Source organism: Aeribacillus composti, from assembly GCF_007827555.1.
Taxonomy (GTDB): domain Bacteria; phylum Bacillota; class Bacilli; order Bacillales; family Aeribacillaceae; genus Aeribacillus; species Aeribacillus composti.
The window spans coordinates 72,927-91,836 of sequence record NZ_VISS01000001.1 but is presented as its reverse complement, the minus strand read 5'-3'; the positions used below and the strand labels follow the sequence as shown (position 1 = coordinate 91,836).

16 protein-coding genes are annotated in these 18,910 nt (G+C 40.5%); 14 read left to right on the top strand and 2 right to left on the bottom strand.

Translation table 11 applies throughout. From position 1 onward, the window contains the following. Window positions 1-78: 78 nt before the first annotated feature. Window positions 79-888 (bottom strand): Cof-type HAD-IIB family hydrolase, encoded by an 810-nt coding sequence (locus FB379_RS00455; RefSeq protein ID WP_066248385.1) that lies wholly within the window; start codon window positions 886-888, stop codon window positions 79-81. A gap of 129 nt (window positions 889-1,017) precedes the next feature. Here FB379_RS00455 and FB379_RS00450 point away from each other — a divergent pair, with 129 nt between their 5' ends. From FB379_RS00450 to clpB, 11 genes are all read left to right on the top strand, one after another. Beyond that, entirely contained in the window at window positions 1,018-1,767 is a 750-nt protein-coding gene (locus FB379_RS00450; RefSeq protein WP_066248429.1) for an alpha/beta fold hydrolase, read from the top strand. A 66-nt stretch (window positions 1,768-1,833) separates the two neighbouring features. Further along, a complete protein-coding gene (locus tag FB379_RS00445; protein ID WP_063387022.1) occupies window positions 1,834-2,142 on the top strand; it encodes a metal-sulfur cluster assembly factor in 309 nt (102 codons plus the stop codon). A 329-nt stretch (window positions 2,143-2,471) separates the two neighbouring features. After that, on the top strand, window positions 2,472-3,509 hold the full coding sequence (gene argC, locus FB379_RS00440; protein WP_130158453.1) for an N-acetyl-gamma-glutamyl-phosphate reductase: 1,038 nt from the start codon (window positions 2,472-2,474) through the stop codon (window positions 3,507-3,509). A gap of 18 nt (window positions 3,510-3,527) precedes the next feature. Further along, on the top strand, window positions 3,528-4,748 hold the full coding sequence (gene argJ, locus FB379_RS00435; protein WP_063387020.1) for a bifunctional ornithine acetyltransferase/N-acetylglutamate synthase: 1,221 nt from the start codon (window positions 3,528-3,530) through the stop codon (window positions 4,746-4,748). After that, entirely contained in the window at window positions 4,711-5,523 is an 813-nt protein-coding gene (gene argB / locus FB379_RS00430) for an acetylglutamate kinase (RefSeq protein WP_242009260.1), read from the top strand. Before argJ ends, argB begins: the two co-directional genes overlap by 38 nt. Beyond that, window positions 5,520-6,677: an acetylornithine transaminase gene (locus FB379_RS00425; RefSeq protein ID WP_144596632.1), complete on the top strand. Its 1,158-nt coding sequence runs from the start codon at window positions 5,520-5,522 to the stop codon at window positions 6,675-6,677. The genes argB and FB379_RS00425 overlap by 4 nt, the downstream gene beginning before the upstream one ends. Before the next feature lie 57 nt (window positions 6,678-6,734). After that, window positions 6,735-7,799, top strand: coding sequence for a carbamoyl phosphate synthase small subunit (locus tag FB379_RS00420; protein WP_063387018.1), 1,065 nt, complete (start codon window positions 6,735-6,737; stop codon window positions 7,797-7,799). Further along, the gene (locus FB379_RS00415) at window positions 7,792-10,869 is read left to right on the top strand and encodes a carbamoyl phosphate synthase large subunit (protein WP_144596630.1); all 3,078 of its coding nucleotides are present in this window, start codon (window positions 7,792-7,794) and stop codon (window positions 10,867-10,869) included. Before FB379_RS00420 ends, FB379_RS00415 begins: the two co-directional genes overlap by 8 nt. Beyond that, window positions 10,866-11,786 (top strand): ornithine carbamoyltransferase, encoded by a 921-nt coding sequence (gene argF, locus FB379_RS00410; RefSeq protein ID WP_144596628.1) that lies wholly within the window; start codon window positions 10,866-10,868, stop codon window positions 11,784-11,786. Before FB379_RS00415 ends, argF begins: the two co-directional genes overlap by 4 nt. 358 nt (window positions 11,787-12,144) lie before the next feature. Further along, complete coding sequence (locus FB379_RS00405; protein ID WP_063387015.1) at window positions 12,145-12,324, top strand: YjzC family protein; 180 nt, start codon at window positions 12,145-12,147, stop codon at window positions 12,322-12,324. A 109-nt stretch (window positions 12,325-12,433) separates the two neighbouring features. Continuing rightward, window positions 12,434-15,073 carry an ATP-dependent chaperone ClpB gene (clpB, locus tag FB379_RS00400; RefSeq protein ID WP_144596626.1) on the top strand — a complete coding sequence of 880 codons (2,640 nt, stop codon included), beginning with the start codon at window positions 12,434-12,436 and terminating at the stop codon, window positions 15,071-15,073. Window positions 15,074-15,613: 540 nt separating this feature from the next. On the opposite strand, the gene FB379_RS00395 is transcribed toward clpB, so the two are convergent. Next, window positions 15,614-15,796 (bottom strand): YjzD family protein, encoded by a 183-nt coding sequence (locus FB379_RS00395; protein WP_063387013.1) that lies wholly within the window; start codon window positions 15,794-15,796, stop codon window positions 15,614-15,616. Window positions 15,797-15,942: 146 nt separating this feature from the next. On the opposite strand from FB379_RS00395, the gene FB379_RS00390 reads away from it, so the two are divergent. The 3 genes from FB379_RS00390 (at window position 15,943) to FB379_RS00380 (ending at window position 18,893) form a co-directional block, all read left to right on the top strand. After that, complete coding sequence (locus FB379_RS00390) at window positions 15,943-16,680, top strand: hypothetical protein (RefSeq protein ID WP_066248368.1); 738 nt, start codon at window positions 15,943-15,945, stop codon at window positions 16,678-16,680. Window positions 16,681-16,819: 139 nt separating this feature from the next. Continuing rightward, a complete protein-coding gene (locus tag FB379_RS00385) occupies window positions 16,820-17,668 on the top strand; it encodes an NAD(P)-dependent oxidoreductase (protein ID WP_144596624.1) in 849 nt (282 codons plus the stop codon). A gap of 274 nt (window positions 17,669-17,942) precedes the next feature. Further along, window positions 17,943-18,893 carry a BMP family ABC transporter substrate-binding protein gene (locus tag FB379_RS00380; RefSeq protein ID WP_066248363.1) on the top strand — a complete coding sequence of 317 codons (951 nt, stop codon included), beginning with the start codon at window positions 17,943-17,945 and terminating at the stop codon, window positions 18,891-18,893. The last annotated feature ends 17 nt before the right edge of the window (window positions 18,894-18,910 follow it).

Sequence of the window (18,910 nt, the reverse complement as noted above, 5' to 3'; positions counted from 1 at the left end):
CCCTTTTTAAACATCTAAATCCTTGTCAATTGTTGTGAGGTGTAAAAAGATAATCGAACTTTTGGACTTTTGCAAAGATTAAAGGGACAGCAATTCCTTTAAAAATTTTGCAACTCCGTCTTCTTCATTTGTCAGCGTAATTTCATCAGCAATCTCTTTGAGCGGCTCAATTCCGTTTCCCATTGCAACGCCTAATCCCGCATATTCGATCATTTCCAAATCATTGTCTTCGTCGCCAAAAGCGATAATTTGCTCTCGAGGGATATTGTAAAATTCGGCGATTTTTTGCAATCCGACTGCTTTATTAATGCCTGCTCGGATAATTTCAATAACATGCCACGGGTGAGCCCAGCTTCTGTGGTCTACAACTTCCGCATGAACTTCATTTAAATAATGGCGAATCCGCTTGACATTTTCTTCGTCTGAATGGATTAACATGCTTGTGACATCGCGATTTAAAACAGCTTTTAAGTTGCCGATTTCAATTTTCGGATTTCCTATACTGAAAATATCCAACCATTGTTCATTATGGTAATGAAAATAAACATGATCAAGCACTTCTGCTAAAATGTTATGGACTTGATGCTGTTCGGCGATTTCTACAATCTCTTTTACAACAGATACATCAAGGGTTGTATGATGAAATCCCCAGGATTCATCCAGCGGATGATGGACAAAGGCTCCGTTAAAATTGACAATCGGGGTTTTTAAATTTAATTCTTCGTAATACATTTTGCTCGAGCGGAACGGCCTTCCTGTTGAAATGCATATGATATGCCCTTCTTCTTGTGCTTTTTGCAAAACATTTTTTGTAAAAGGAGAAATCGTTTTGTCATCTTTCAGCAATGTGCCGTCTAAATCCAATGCGATTAAATGTTTTTTGGCCATAATCTCTCCTCATTTTTTGTTTTTATTTAGTGTATCTTTTTTCCATCTTTTTTGTCCACATGTTAAACTAATTTTAGCAAAAAAATAATGAAAGGAGCATCCTAATTGAAGGTCATTGTTGAGCATACGATGGCGGACAATATCCCTGTACTGCATGTATGCAAAGAAGATTTTATAAAAGATGAGCTGCCGCTTGTTGTGTTTATCCATGGATTTACGAGCGCAAAAGAGCATAATTTGCACATTGCCTATCTTTTGGCGGAAAAAGGTTTGCGAGTAGTATTGCCTGATGCGAAATTTCACGGAGAGAGGGATGAGAATCTTTCAGAGGCTGACTTAAATTTAAATTTTTGGAATATTGTTATCAGTTCTGTTAAAGAGCTCGAAAAAATAAAAAATTATTTTTTTGAAAAAGAATTGATTGACGGGAAAAATATAGGGGTAGCGGGAACTTCCATGGGCGGTGTTGCTACACTTGGAGCGCTCACCCAATATCCGTGGATCAAAGCTGCTGTCAGTTTAATGGGCAGCCCAAATTATCAGGAATTTTTCAAATATCTTGTGGACTCCTATCAAAAAGCAGGCTATACCTTTCCGTTGTCTGAAGAAGAAATTCAGCAGCAATTCGATGCGTTGTATGAGTATGATTTATCCGTACATAAAGAAGCGTTATGCAACCGCCCCCTTTTGTTTTGGCACGGGATGAAGGACCAAGTTGTACCGTTCGCTCCTACTTATCAATTTTATGAAGAGATAAAGCCGTTGTATGCTGACAATCCGGAACATTTGGCATTTATTGCGGAAAAGGATGCAGGGCATAAGGTGTCTCGAAAAGGGGTGCTAGAAACGGTTGAATGGTTTGTACGGCATTTGAGGTAGAAAATTTTTAATGTGGCATTAACTTCGATATAATGATATTAACGAATATAAGAGGAGTGGATCGAAATGGATGAAGCGCTGAAGGAAAATATAATGGGTGCTCTTGAACAAGTTATTGACCCAGAACTCGGCATTGACATTGTCAATTTAGGATTAATATATGATTTGGAACTGAACGATGAAGGAGTCCTCAAAGTAACTATGACATTGACGGCAATGGGATGCCCCCTTGCTGGAACAATTGTTCAACAAGTAAAAGCTGCGCTTGACGGAATTCCAGAAATCAAAGATGTCGATGTCAACATCGTTTGGAATCCACCTTGGACGAAGGACCGCATGTCCAGATACGCAAAAATTGCCTTGGGTATTCAATAAAAACTTGTGCAGACTGGCGGAAAAGGCCAGTCTTTTTTATTATGCAAATGTTTTATCAATTTGACTGCAAGTGTCATTATGTTTTTTTTTCGTTTTTATCGCTTCTTTTGTTTATCTCATCACCATAATGGAGCTTTTATCCCGAAACATAACTTGCATTTTTTCTTCAGCATGGCATATCCGGATAATTTGCAAGGGATTTCCTGCTCTCTACTATATTAAGAATCCTTGTTTTTGAACAGAAAAATTATAAATATACAATTGATTTTATTTTTATACAGTATTATAATGGTAACTAATTTAACGGAATGAATTGAAGGTGATTGAGGTTGAATATAGGAATTATCGGGGCAACAGGATATGGCGGTGTGGAACTTTATCGAATTTTAGCCAATCATCGGTATGTCGAAAACATTCATTTATATACATCTTCAGCAGAAAAAAAGAGCTATATTGACGAATATCCGCATTTATCCCATATAAAAGAAAATGAACTAAAACCGCTAGAGCCGGATCAAATAAAAGAAGAAAATGATGTTGTTTTTCTTGCGACGCCGTCGGGGATATCGGCTTCACTGACGCCGGAATTGCTTGACGATCAATTGAAAATCATCGACTTATCAGGCGATTTAAGGTTAAAAAACAGTAATGATTATGAAAAATGGTATAAAAAAGCACCAGCGCCTGAAATGCTTTTGCAGAAAGCGGTATACGGCTTGACAGAGCTGTATCGTGAGGATATTAAGAACGCTAAAATTTTGGCGAACCCTGGATGTTATCCAACTGCAACCTTGCTTGGCCTAGCACCGCTTGTGCGGGAAAAAATCGTCAAAGAGAACTCGATCATTGTTGATGCAAAATCGGGTGTTTCAGGTGCAGGTCGGAACGCGTCGCTTGCTACAAGCTTTGTTGAAATACAAGATAATTTCAAAATTTATAAAGTACATCAGCATCAGCATATACCGGAAATTGAACAGGAGCTTCATAAGTGGGACGAGAAAGTCGGCTTCATTTCGTTCAGCACCCACTTAGTGCCGATGACAAGAGGGATTATGGCGACAATGTATATTGAATTATTAGAAGAATGGAATACTTCAAAATTAGTAGATTTATATGAATCGTTTTATAAACATTCACCATTTGTGAGAGTGCGTACAAACGGAACGTTCCCAAGCACAAAGGAAGTGTTCGGCTCGAATTATTGCGATATCGGTCTTGCATTTGATCAAAGAACAAGTCGGTTGACAGTCGTATCTGTCATTGACAATTTGATGAAAGGCGCTGCAGGGCAGGCAGTGCAAAATTTCAACATTATGTCAGGATTCCAAGAAAATGAAGGACTAAACTTTTTGCCAGTATATCCATAACATCAAGGAGGACTTCTAGTGACAACCAAAATAAGAAAAATAGACAACGGTTCAATTACAACACCGAAAGGCTTTTATGCAGGCGGCTATGAAGCGCACATCCGCTACACTCATAAAAAAGACATCGGCATCATTTATAGTGACGTTTCAGCAACAGCTGCAGCTGTTTACACACAAAACGTTGTGCAAGCTGCCCCAATTTTTGTGACAAAAGAGAGCATTGCAAAGGAAAACAAAATTCAAGCGGTGATTGTCAACAGCGGCAACGCCAATGCCTGTACAGGCGAAAAAGGTTTAAGCGATGCATACGCAATGCGGAAATGGACAGCTGAAAAGCTTGGAATTGCAGATCATCTTGTGGCTGTCGCTTCAACAGGAGTAATTGGCGAATATTTAAACATGGAAAAAGTCCAAGAGGGGATCAACAATATTGAATATGAACGTTCATCAGCAGGAGCCAAAAGCTTTGCCGAGGCTATTTTGACAACAGATACGTGTGAAAAGACTGCCTGCTATCAATTTGAAATCGAGGGAAAACAGGTGACCATCGGCGGAGCAGCAAAAGGATCGGGGATGATTCATCCCAACATGGCGACAATGCTCGGGTTTTTGACGACAGATGCGAATATCGATGAAAAATCGCTGCAGCAAGCTTTTCGAGAAGTTATCGATGAAACGTTTAATCAAATAACCGTTGACGGCGATACATCAACAAATGATATGGTGCTTGTTTTAGCAAACGGAAAAGCTGAACACTCAATGCTGACGGAAGAGCATCCAGATTGGCCTGTTTTTAAAGAGGCGTTGAGAAAAGTAAGCGAAGATTTAGCAAAGCAAATTGCCAGAGACGGTGAAGGTGCGACAAAATTGATTGAAGTTTCTGTTAATGGGGCTAAATCAAAGCAGGAAGCGAACATCATTGCCAAGACGATTGTCGGATCCTCCCTCGTCAAAACTGCAATATATGGAAAAGATGCGAACTGGGGAAGAATCTTGTGCGCCGCCGGCTACAGCGGAGCGGAATTCGATCCGAATCAAATGGAAGTGTATCTCGGCCATATCTTATTATTTAAAAACGGATTGCCAGTTTCATTTTCGGAACAAGAAGCGATCCAATATTTGGATCAGGAAATCGTAGAAATCAAGGTAATGTTAAATAATGGTGAAGCACAAGGAAAAGCATGGGGATGTGATTTAACATATGAGTATGTCAAAATCAATGCAAGTTACCGGACATGATAAACCGATTGTTGTCATTAAGCTTGGCGGCAGCATGCTGGAACAGCTGTCAGAAAGCTTTTTAGACAGCATAAAAGAACTGTTAACTACGAAACGGGTCATTATCGTCCACGGTGGAGGACCGGACATTAACAATATGTTGACAAAATTAAATGTAAAAAGCGAGTTTTACAACGGCATGCGTAAAACGACAAAAGAAGTGCTTGAAATTGCAGAAATGGTTCTTTCAGGAAAAATTAACAAACAGCTCACGGCTCTGTTGACACAAAAAAGTGTGAAAGCGATCGGTCTTTCAGGTACTGATGGTCAGCTAATTGTCTCGTCATTTTTAGATGAAGAAAATCTTGGCTTTGTCGGCAAAGTCGAGCAGATTAATGATGAACTATTGCGTTCGCTGCTAATTCTTGACTATGTTCCAGTCATTGCCCCGATCGGCATAACGGCGGATGGGCAAAAATTAAATATCAACGCAGATCTGGCTGCTAGTGCAATTGCTGAAAAAATAAATGCGGAACAGCTGCTGTTTGTGACGAATGTTCCGGGAATTTTACATGACGGCAAGCTTATTGAAGAAGCGACGGAAACGATGATCGAAAAACTCATTGAACAGAAGGTTATTTACGGCGGGATGATTCCGAAAGTACAGGCGGCTTTAGATGCGCTTTCTGATCAGCTTGAGCATGTGATGATTGTGAGCGGCAACGACCGTATTTTTAAGGAAGGGAAAATGATCGGGACGAAAATTACGAAAAAACGAGAGGTCGTGGTCAAATGAGTTATTTATTTCCAACCTATGCGAAGTGGGATGTGGCGATTGAAAAAGCAGAAGGAAGCTATGCATATGATGCAAACGGAAAAAAATATTTAGATTTTATTTCCGGAATTGCTGTATGCAACCTGGGTCATTGTCCGAAGCAAGTGGCGGATGCCATCACTGAACAGCTGCAAAAGGTATGGCATACTTCTAATCTTTTTCATATCCCCCTTCAAGAAGAGGTTGCCAAGCAATTGGTGGAGCATTCAAGCGGAGATGCCGTATTTTTTGCGAACAGCGGCGCCGAAGCGAATGAAGCCGCCATTAAACTGGCTAGAAAACATACCGGCAAACATAAAATCATTACATTTTACCAGTCTTTTCACGGCAGAACATTTGCGACTATGACGGCTACTGCTCAAGAAAAAGTACATAAAGGGTTCGGTCCTCTCATTCCTACGTTCGAATATCTTCCTTACAATGATGCAGCTGCGGTGAAAAACATTCATGATGAGGATATAGCTGCTTTTATGCTGGAAGTGGTTCAGGGCGAGGGAGGAGTTATTCCTGCAACGAAGGAATTTTTACAGGCGGTAGAAGAAAAGTGCAGGGAGATCGGCGCATTATTCATCGTCGATGAGGTGCAAACTGGAATCGGACGCACCGGAAAAGCATTCGGCTACCAGCATTACGGCATTTCTCCGGATATTATCACTGTCGCCAAAGGATTGGGAAGCGGATTTCCTGTCGGAGCCATGATCGGAAAACAAGAATTGATCGAAAGTTTTTCACCGGGAACACACGGTTCAACGTTCGGCGGGAATTATTTGGCTATGGCAGCTGCGAAAGCAACTTTGGAAACTGTTTTTCAGCCAAGCTTTTTGCAAAGCGTTCAGGAAAAAGGTCAGCGGCTGTTCGAAGGTCTATCAGAACTCTTGAGAGATGTGCCTACTGTAAAAAAAGTGCGGGGTAAAGGATTGCTGCTTGGAATTGAGCTGGATATTGAGGTCAATAAAGTGCTTGCTTCTTTAAGAGAAGAAGGACTTCTAGCACTTTCAGCTGGATCCAATGTGTTACGGCTTCTTCCTCCGCTCACTGTTTCGAATGAAGAAATTGATTTAGGACTGGGCATTATTGCTTCTGTTTTGAAAAAAGAAAAGATCTTCTCTTCCTAAAAGAGAAGAATTTTCTTGCAAATTGTTGTATAAATATACATCAAAGAGGTGTTCAATATGCAAGGTTATCTTGTATTAGAAGATGGAACAGTTTTTGAAGGCAAGATGGATGAAATCGTGTCTCCTGTTAAAGGAGAACTCGTTTTTTATACAGGAATGACAGGATATCAAGAGGTGTTGACAGATCCTTCCTACAAAGATCAAATCGTCGTTTTTACGTATCCGCTTATTGGCAATTACGGTATCAATGATCAAGATTTTGAAAGCAAAAAGCCGCAGGTGAAAGGGGTCATCCTTTTTCAGCTGACTGAACACTATTCCCATTATAAAGCGAACCGTTCATTAAAAGACTATTTACAAAAATGGAATATTCCTTATTTAACAAATGTTGACACGAGAGCTGTTGTCAAACAAATCCGATCAAAAGGGACATTGCATGCGGTCATTTCAAAAGACAAACAATACGACTCTCAGGATAAGCTCTCCGATTTTCCGATTCGCGACGTTTCTGCAAGCGAAATCGAAACGTTTGGCAATGGTGCGACACACATTGCGCTAATTGATTTTGGATTTAAAAAATCGATTTTGAATTCTTTGCTGAAAAGAGGCTGTAAAGTTTCAGTCGTTCCGTTTCATCAAATGGAAAAAGTGTTTGAAATCAAGCCGCATGGCATCGTGCTGTCGAACGGACCGGGCGATCCAAAGCAAATGAAAAATTATTTTTCTACATTAAACCAATTGATGAAGCAATATCCAACGCTCGGGATTTGTTTAGGGAATCAGCTGATTGCCCTGTCGTTTGGCGGGAATACAACAAAGCTCAGATTCGGGCACCGCGGAGCAAACCATCCGGTAATTGATCAAAAAACAGGAAACGTATTTATTACATCACAAAACCACAGCTATGTGGTGGATAAAAAAAGCTTGGAAAAAACACCTCTTAAATTGCGATATACAAATGTCAATGACGGCTCAGTTGAAGGGCTTGAGCATGAAAAATTGAAAGTCATGTCTGTTCAATTTCATCCGGAAGCCCATCCAGGACCGGAAGATGCTAGTTTTATTTTTGATGAATTTTTAGACACATATGTAGCAGCAGGGAGAGAAAAAGTCTATGCCTAAAGATACATCATTAAACAAAATACTAGTGATCGGTTCAGGTCCGATCATTATCGGCCAAGCGGCGGAATTTGACTATTCTGGGACACAGGGATGCTTGGCGTTAAAAGAAGAAGGATTTGAAGTTGTACTTGTTAACAACAATCCTGCAACGATTATGACCGATACGAAAATTGCCGATGCGGTCTATTCAGAGCCGCTTACGGTGGAAAGCATTGAAAAAATAATTGCAAAAGAACGTCCAGACGGCCTTTTGGCAACATTGGGGGGCCAGACGGCTTTAAATCTAGCTGTGGAGCTTGATCAGGCAGGGATTTTGCAAAAATACGGCTTGAAACTGCTCGGAACCTCGATCGAATCGATTCAAAAAGGGGAGGACCGGGAGCTATTTCGAAAGCTGATGATTGATTTGAACGAGCCGATCCCGGAAAGCAAAATTGTGGAGGATGTTCCGTCCGCCCTTCAATTTGCTGATGAAATTGGCTTTCCGATTATCATTCGTCCGGCTTATACGCTTGGCGGCAAAGGCGGAGGCATCGCCTACAACCGAGAAGAGTTTATTTCCATTGTCACAAATGGACTTAAAATGAGCCCAATCAATCAAGTGCTTGTGGAAAGAAGCATTGCCGGATTTAAGGAAATCGAATATGAAGTGATGCGCGATGCAAAAGGTACTTGTATTACCGTCTGCAATATGGAAAACATTGATCCAGTCGGAATTCATACCGGGGATTCGATCGTTGTTGCCCCATCTCAAACATTAACAGATGAAGAATATCAAATGCTCCGGCAGGCGGCTTTGAAAATCATCGATGCATTAAAGGTGGTCGGGGGCTGCAACATTCAGTTTGCACTTGACCCTGAAAGCAAGCAATATTACGTGATTGAGGTCAACCCTAGGGTAAGTCGCTCTTCCGCACTTGCTTCGAAAGCGACCGGTTACCCAATTGCCAGAATGGCTGCAAAGCTAGCTGTTGGCTACTCATTAGCGGAGCTGAAGAACCCGTTAACGATGTCGACATATGCCAGCTTTGAACCTGCACTTGACTATGTAGTTGTCAAATTTCCGCGCTGGCCGTTTGATAAATTTACAAAAGCAGATCGGAAGCTTGGAACAAAGATGAAAGCAACCGGCGAAGTGATGGCGATCGAACGGACGATGGAAGCCGCTCTGCAAAAAGCTGCGGAATCGTTGGAATTAAATAATATCGGCATTTATTTGCCTAAGCTTGTGAAAGAAGATACGTCAGCTCTTATTAACCGCCTCCAGCATGCAGATGATGAACGCTTTTTCATCTTAATGGAGCTGTTAAGAAGAGGAGTTTCTATAGATGAGCTTCACAGCCAGACAAAAATTGACTATTATTTCTTGCATGTTTTCAACCATCTAATTGAACTTGAAGGAAAAGCGAAAAAAGAAAAGCTGTCTCCAAGCCTTTTAAAAGAACTGAAATTTTTCGGTTTTTCCGACCGTTCGATTTCATATTGGCAAAAGACAGAAGAAAAAGAAATCCGAAAGCTCCGTAAAGAGTGGGGGATTAAAGCCATATTCAAAATGGTTGATACATGTGCAGCAGAATTTGAAGCGAGAACAAATTATTTCTATTCTACGTACGTTTTCGGTGAAAACGAAGCTGTCTCCACAAGAGGAAAGAAGAAGGCGCTTGTCATTGGTTCCGGCCCGATTCGCATCGGACAGGGAGTTGAGTTTGACTACAGTGCTGTTCACTGCATTCAAACATTGCAAAAGCTTGGATATGACGCGATCATGATCAACAATAATCCTGAGACGGTCAGCACTGATTATGAAACAGCGGATCGATTATATTTTGAGCCGTTAACAGTCGAGCATATATTAAATGTTGTTGAAAATGAAAACATTGACGTAACGCTCGTCCAATTTGGCGGCCAGACGGCGATCAACTTAGCGGAGAAGCTTGAAAAAGCAGGCGTGAAGCTGCTTGGTACAACTTCTGAGCTTCTGGACATATTGGAGGATCGAGAAAGATTTTATCAGCTATTAGACGAAACGAATATCCCGCACATTCAAGGAGCAATGGCACATACAAAAGAGGAGGCGATATCGGAAGCGAAAAAGCTGCGGTATCCGATCCTGTTAAGACCTTCATATGTTATTGGCGGAAAAGGCATGGTGAAGGTAAAAAATCAAGAAGAGCTGCTTTCGTTAGTGGAGCAGACGGACGAAAATCATTTTCCTCTTCTTTTAGATGAATTCCTTTTTGGTCAGGAAGCGGAGGTTGATTTAATAGCTGACGGGAAAAATGTGTTTATTCCGGGATTTATGGAGCATATCGAGCCCGCTGGTGTTCATTCTGGCGATAGTTATGCGATTTTTCCAGCTGTGTCGTTGTCAAAAGAAATAAAAGAAAAAATGACCGACTATGCGGAAAGAATGGTTCAACATTTGCAATATAAAGGCATTATGAACATTCAATTTTTAATTGATGGTCAGGACGTTTATGTGCTGGAAGTGAATCCGCGTGCGAGCCGGACTGTGCCGATCGTCAGCAAAGTTGCCGGAGTGCCGTTAGTAGATCTTGCGACAACCATTTTAACCGGAAAAATGTTAACTGACTTACATCCTCAAATAGCAGCCCATGAATATGTGGCTATTAAATATCCGGTATTTTCAACGCACGCCCATTCAGATGTCGATATGAAACTAGGTCCGGAAATGAAATCGACGGGCGAAGGAATGTGTGTCGGCAAATCTGTGGAGGAAGCGATGCGGAAGGTATTCGATCATTTATTTCCAATTCATTCGGACGGTATTTTTGTGGATGGAGATAAGAAAGATGATGTACTCGATTATATAAAACCGGTAACGGATAATTTTGAAAGTTGGCTTGAGAAAAAAGAAGCGGTGCTTTATTATAATCCGGAAGAAAACGATCAGGCAAAGGCAAGACGACAAAAAGCGCTTGAACGAGGAATTATGGTATTGACGGAAGAAGCATCATTTCAGGCATTTTTAAGTGCACTAACAGTTAGCAAATACACGCCTATTTCTTTACATGAACTGTCAGATAAAGGAGTCGAAATGAGTTTATGAGCACACTTAAAGGTCGTAACGTTTTAAAGCTACTTGATTTTACATCAGAAGAAATTCAATATTTGCTCGAGGAAGCATTGAAATTAAAGCAAAATCCGCTATCAAACGTCCTTCATGGGAAAACGCTGGCGATGATTTTCGAAAAATCATCCACTCGAACTCGTGTCTCCTTTGAAGTAGGAATGCTGCAATTAGGGGGACATGCGCTTGCCCTTTCTTCAAAAGAGCTTCAGCTCGGGCGCGGTGAGACAATCGCTGATACAGCGAGAGTATTGTCGCGATATGTGGATGCCATTCTTCTCCGCACAACTGACCACAATCGGGTCAAAGAGCTTGCCGAATATGCAACTGTCCCTGTCATCAATGGTTTGTGCGACTTGTACCATCCTTGCCAAGCGTTAGCTGATTTATTGACAATTTATGAGCTGAAAGGCAAATTTTCAGACGTAAAAGTCGTTTATGTTGGCGACGGCAACAATGTCGCCCACTCCCTTATGGTTGGCTGCGCAAAAGTTGGCGCTCATTTTACGATCGCAGCCCCAGAAGGCTATGAGCCAAATGAAAGCATTTTGAAACAGGCGAAAGAAATTGCTGGCGAAACGGGCGGGAAAGTCGAATTAATTCATAATCCAGACGAAGCGGTTCAGGATGCTGATATTATTTATACGGACGTTTGGGTCAGCATGGGACAGGAAGAAGAAACAGAAGCAAGAATGAAAGCATTTAAACCGTTTCAAGTAAATCAATCCTTGCTGGCAAAAGCAAAACGAGATGCAAGCTTCCTTCACTGCCTGCCGGCTGCGCGCGGTTTGGAAGTGACAGATGAAGTGATGGACGGAAGCCAATCAGCGGTATTTTTGCAGGCCGAAAACCGCCTTCATGCGCAAAAAGCAATTTTAAAAGAAATTATGGCTTAACAAGATCTTTCGTTGATAAAGCAGGATGATCTCCTGCTTTTTTCTTTTGAAACCGGGGCGAAAGGTTTTACTCTACTGCATATATATCCAGACAAAAAAGAACGACAGGTGAGACGATTTTGGGAATGATTGTAAATAATGATTCTCGCAGAAACAGTAAAAAGAGCTTTTGATCCAGCATTCGGTGCTTGAACGCTTAAACAATTTTTTCAAAAGGATGCCATATGCAGTGAGTTCGATTTTGGGCGTTGAGTAAAGTTTCGAAGTACATCACATAATGAAAATTATCAAAGGTGTTTCTGTCTATACATGAAAAATCTTCTGATAGCCAACAATAATGTCCAAGGAGGGATGATTCATGGGTCAAAATCGTCAATTCAGGCCTGGTCAAAAAGCACCTAACAACGGAATCTACATCGAAGTCGGCGAGACCGGATCGATGGTGGTCGATCCCAAAAAGGTTGAACTCAAAGCAGGAGATCGATTCCCCGAAACATCCAACCATAATCGGGTTTGGACCTATAAGCGCAAGCCGTAATATTTCGAACAACGCTAAGCCATTCGGAAAACGAATGGCTTTACTTGATTTATAAAGAAGTTATAATAAAATTAAAGGTCAAAAAAAGTCAAAATAGGGGCGTTTCGGTATGGATGTAAATCAATTCACGGAGAAGCTGCAAAAAGGTCTGGTAGAAGCTCAAAAAATCGCAAAAGAACATGAACATCAAGAAGTGGATGAATTTCATATTTTACTTGCTTTTCTGCGGCAGTCTGACGGGATTTTTCCAAGAATTTTAGAAAAACTTAAATGTCCTGTACAACAAATTGAGTCAGCGATCAACGAGTATTTACAAAAAAAGCCGAAAATATCTGTTCACGGAAACGGTGAGGTAAGTATTTATATTTCCCGTACTCTTTCAGAAGCTTTTGCAAAAGCGGACGAAATAAGGAAAGATTTTCAAGATGATTATTTATCAGTTGAACATATTATATTGGCATTTTCCGAATCGAGCTCAAAAGAAGTGAGAGAGCTTTTTCAGCAATATCACTTAACAAAAGCTGCCATATTGAAAGTGTTAAAGGAAATAAGGGGGAATGCTCGGGTGACATCACCTAATCCAGAAAGCACTTATGAAGTATTGGAGAAATACGGCCGTGATTTAGTTAAAGAGGTGAAAGAAGGAAAAATTGACCCTGTCATTGGCCGTGATCAAGAAATTCGGCGCGTGATCCGAATTTTATCAAGAAAAACGAAAAACAACCCGGTGTTAATCGGTGAACCAGGGGTTGGAAAAACAGCGATCGTGGAAGGATTAGCCCATCGGATTGTACGAAAAGATGTACCGGAGGGATTAAAAGATAAAACAATATTTGCTTTAGATATGAGCTCGCTCATTGCGGGAGCCAAGTTTCGCGGAGAATTTGAAGAAAGATTAAAAGCTGTTTTGCAAGAAATTAAAAAGAGCGATGGACGGATTATTTTATTTATTGATGAATTGCACACAATAGTCGGGGCCGGCAAAACAGAAGGAGCGATGGATGCCGGCAACATGTTAAAGCCGATGCTTGCGAGAGGTGAGCTGCACTGCATAGGAGCAACGACACTTGATGAACATCGCAAGTATATTGAAAAAGATCCGGCGCTTGAGCGGCGTTTTCAACAGGTGCTTGTGAGCGAACCGTCTGTGGAAGACACGATTTCTATTTTACGAGGACTAAAAGAACGGTTTGAAATCCATCATGGAGTCAAAATTCATGATTCGGCGATTGTAGCTGCGAGTGAGCTCTCGCACCGCTATATTACAGAACGCTTCCTGCCTGATAAAGCGATTGATTTAATCGATGAAGCATGCGCGATGATCCGCACGGAAATAGATTCAATGCCGACAGAACTTGATGAAGTGACGAGAAGGATTATGCAGCTTGAAATTGAAGAGGCTGCATTGAAAAAAGAAACGGATGACATCAGCCGAATCAGATTGGAAGAGTTGCAAAAGGAACTTGCAAATTTAAAAGAGAAAGCAAATGAAATGAAGGCGAAATGGCAGCTTGAAGTCGAAGGTATTCAACAGCTTAGAAGCTTGAGGGAAGAGCTGGAAAAAGCACGCAGAGATTTAGCTGATGCTGAAAATGAATACGATTTAAACAAAGCGGCTGAGCTGCGCCATGGAAAAATTCCGGCGCTGGAAAAACAAATCAAACAGCTGGAAGAAGAAATGAAGCAGAAAGAGGAAAACAAGATGCTTCGCGAGGAAGTAACAGAAGAGGAAATTGCCGGTATTGTGTCAAGATGGACTGGCATTCCGGTAGCAAAGCTTGTACAAGGGGAAAGAGAAAAGCTTCTGAAGCTTGAACAAATATTAAAAGAAAGGGTCATCGGGCAAGACGATGCAGTTGAATTAGTATCGGATGCAGTTTTGCGTGCGCGGGCAGGCATAAAAGATCCGAACAGGCCGATCGGCTCCTTCCTCTTTTTAGGTCCGACAGGGGTCGGGAAAACGGAGCTGGCGAAAGCATTGGCAGAAGCGCTTTTTGACAGCGAGGACGAAATAGTCCGCATTGATATGTCGGAGTATATGGAAAAACATTCTGTCTCAAGGCTGATCGGCGCACCTCCGGGTTATGTCGGATATGAAGAAGGAGGACAGCTGACGGAAAAAGTTCGGAGACATCCGTACTCGGTTATATTACTGGACGAAATCGAAAAGGCTCACCCAGAAGTGTTTAACATATTGCTGCAAATGCTTGATGACGGCAGGGTGACCGATTCGAAAGGAAGAACAGTTGATTTTAAAAATACAGTGATCATTATGACATCCAACATCGGTTCTCAGCATTTGCTCTCCGGTTTAAATGATGAGGGGGAAATAACAGACGAAGCGAAAAAGAAAGTTCTTGATGAGCTCTCCATGCATTTCCGGCCGGAATTTTTAAACCGGATTGATGACACGATCCTGTTCAAGCCTTTAACAATGAACGAAGTAAAAGGAATAGTAGAAAAACTTTTAAAAGAGCTTCAAGCGCGCCTATCCCATAAACAACTTACACTAAAGATTACAGATGAAGCGAAGGAATTCATTGCAAAAAGAGGATTTGATCCTGTATTTGGCGCACGGCCGCTGAAACGGTTTATTCAAAAGCATGTAGAGACAAAACTTGCGAAAGCGGTTATTGCTGGAACCGTTCATGATCGTGACCAAGTTCTGTTAGGGGTAGAAAATGAAGAAATTGTTATAAAAACGGATTTGCATGCTCATGAGAAGAGCGGAGCAGCAAAATTAGAATAGCTATAAATGGATATTAAAACCCTTCTCAATCGAGGAGGGTTCTTTTTTTTGTGCGGACCATGTAGACATAGGAAACTGTGTCCTGGTGGCGGGGAATCTGATTCGGAGACTAAAAACAGGGCGAGATTCCTATCAGGCTAGTTTCATGGGGAGATTGCACAGCTAAGCAAGCCTGATTCTGCCTAAAAGACTAGAAAACTATAATTGGAAAAGTGTAGTGATTTATAAGTTTTTCCGCCAATCTTAGTTGTGCTGACGTATACGTAACAGCTTCATGTAAATTTGCTAGGCTGAAATCTTAATTATACTGACGTATATGTTAACTGGTAAGGGTCTGTCCAAAGACAAATCTCCATTGAAAACAAAAAATCACAGGGGATGTCTTAAGCCCAAAAATGACTTATTAGACTATCCCCTTTTTTTGAATTTGTCTATATTATGGCGTAACAAGTGAGGCTTCGCCGATAGCAGCAGGCATCTAATCGCTGATTTTCGTTTTAAATAAAAAGAAATTGGCAATTCGCCAATTTCGACAAATTCTTAATGCTCTTCTGAAGGTTCAGCCGGAATTAACTCCCCAATTATAAAGAGAAGTACGGTAAAAACAACAGAGATTATAATTGCTGTTGAAAAATGGAATGCAGAGCCTGTCATGGAAGAAACAACATAGCTGGCCATGTTGACAAGCAAAAACGTCCAAAAAAATGTTGCGAAATATCTCATTATCTTCACCTCGTTTATTCCTGTCTTTACTTATATTATCATACAACATTTTTCATGAAAACGGTTGTTTCGCGATTTTTTTGCGAGCCTTTTTGACATTTCGTACATACATTATAAAAGGTCATCGATGGAAAGGTGGTGGGCAAATGGAAGGTGTTTCGGAAAGATTTTTTCAAATTGAAAACGAGTGGAATGTCATTCATCTTCCGGAAAAGCCGAACGGATTCGGCATCTTGATCATTGGCGATCGAACCCATTTTGTTGAAAATGGTTCAAGCTACTGGTTGGAGCATTACGGGCGGCGTCAGCTGATCAATACGTTAAAAAGCTGCGGATATACATTGTTTCATTCCAATCTTTACGGACGCCATTGGGGCAGCTCTCACGCCGTTTTGTTGGCAAAACAGCTTTATCATCTTGTCATGAAACAAGAAATTTTAAATAAAAAAATCCATATACTGTCTGAAGGTATAGGAGCACTCGTTGCGCTGCAGTTGATGGAAGAGATGCCAAATTCCATCCGTTCATCGGTGATGATCAATCCTTGTTTGGACATAAAAGCCCAAATAGCGGAAGAGAAAAAGAATAAATTTTTTTACAAACAAATGATAAAAGAACTATCAAAAGCTTACCAATTAGAAGAAAAAGCTGTCACCCATTATCCCTTTGTCCGTATACAAGACTTTGTATCAAAAATACCTGTAGGCATCTGGCAGAAAATGAACGGGGGAAGCTATTCCTATAAAATTCATGGAAAAAAATATGAGGAATGGAGAAAGCAGCTGAAAGCTCCAATTCAATTCACATTTTATTTCCAGGAAAATATAAATCGGATCCATGATATGATAAGAAGTTTTTACAAAGAGCATGAAAGAATCTTATAGAAATGGAATTGAGGACTGGGCGAAAATGCTCAATAAGTGAGCAGGCTGCCCCCTTTTTGTTTGAAAAGGGCATTGGACTAATCTTTTCTTTTTTCGCATACGATACAATAATAGTTTTTTCATAAAGGAGGTTTTCAAAATGTCAACTGCCTTAAAGCAGTGTAAACATATTTTAATTGTTGGGGTTCATCAATTTGAAGGCTTTCATATATGTTCAAAACTGGTAGAGGAAGGATTACTAGTCGATGGAGTGGTAATCGTTCCTAAAAATCCGTTGCAAAAAAAAATATGCGAAGAAGAAATGATGTGGCTCGGGCGGAACGCACATTTTCATTTATTGGAAGAAGACAGCTGGATAGAGGATGCTTCCAAAAAGCAATATGATTTGATTTATTATTGTCAAACAGATCATCAACCGATAGACGATGAAGCTGAAAAACACCGATTGGAAAAAACGGTCGAAATCGCATCCCTCAAGCAGACTCCGATTATTTTTATATTTTCTCTTGAAGGAGAGAATCCGCAGGAAGATAGGGATGAAGAAATTGACAGCTGGATGCAGCAAATAGGACAAAAATGGACTTTCCCTTATTTATTTGTTTATCTTCCAACCGTTTTCGGACCTTGGCAGCCGCTAGGCCATTGGATTTCGAACAGTTTGTTGGAATGTACAGGCATCAGCCGTTCCAAGACGAATGCGAATGAAAAAATTGTCATTCGCGACATTCTTCATATTGATGAAATAGTTCCGGTGTTAACAGAATTTGACGAAGATTTGTTTGCGAAAAAAACAATTTACTTGATTTCCGATGACAAAGAGCGCATCAAGAAGGTGATGAGCTTTTTTGACATTTTTCATTACATTTACATGCCTATATCGAAAAGCGAACATCATTTAGTTGTTCCAAAGACGGTCGAAAACATTGAAAAGAGTTTGCAAGAATTAAAAGATTTTTTCCTGCAAAATACACGCAGACTTTATACCTAAATATAAAATTTCTTTACTTCATTGACGGCGTATAGCAAAATAAAAGAGGAATGAAGTGAAACGTGAAAATTTTAGTACTAAATATACATCGTGTTAAAGAGGAAGCTTCCTAGAGAAACGCCTCATAAGCTATATTTCGTGACAATCAAATTGACCGTAAATTCAAAAGATCGTTTTGAACTTAGCTGAGATCGATATGTAATCATTTCGATTATTGAGAAACCTCACCATTTCAATGATGATGCAGTTCACTGGTTTAAAGGAGTTGCTTGGTATGTATAAAAAAATGTTTGTGATCATTTTTATTTTATTATTTCTCGTTGGCTGCGGACAAGCATCAGAAAAAGGAAAACTGAAAAAGGTGGGTTTGCTCGTTCCTGAAACGATTAATGATCAAGTTTGGGGGACAAAAGGGTATAAAGGGCTGTTAAAAATTCAGTCTGAGCTGAATGTAGATGTTTTTTATAAAGAAGGAATGAATTCCGAAGCGGCGGTGAGGGAGGCGGTCGAAGAATTTCACGGAAAGGGAGTTAATTTAATTATCGGGCACGGTCACGAATATGAGGGTTTTTTTAGAGATTTGCTGGATCAATATCCAGATATTCATTTCGTTTTTTTTAATGGTGATGCAAAAGGCCCGAATGCCACAAGTTTAAATTTTGAGGCGCATGCCATGGGCTTTTTCGCAGGAATGGTGGCAGCACATATGACAAAAACAAACGAAATCGGAATTATTGCCGCTTTTGAGTGGCAGCCTGAAGTGGAGGGGTTTTATCAAGGGGCGCAATTTGAAAATCCAAACGTAACCATTCACATTGAATATGTCCAAGGGTTTGATCATGTTGACTTGGCGCTTGAGAAGCTCGATAAGCTTGTCGCAGAAAATGTAGATGTTGTTTATCCGGCAGGCGACAGATACAACGTGCCAGTGATCGAAAAAGTGAAGGAAAAAGGAATATATTCAATTGGCTTTGTTTCAGATCAAAGTGATTTGGGCGAACAAATGGTTTTAACAAGCACAGTACAGCATGTGGATGAGTTGTATTTATTAGTCGCAAAAAAATTTATAAAAGGCGAACTGGAAAGCGGGAATTTATATTTTGATTTTCAAGATGGTGTGATTGATTTAGGGAAGTTCAGCCCTCTAGTAGATAAAGAATTTAAAAATAAAGTTTTAAAATATGTGGAAGAATATAAGAAAACAGGGAAATTGCCTAACGAATAATGCTATGGTGAAATAAA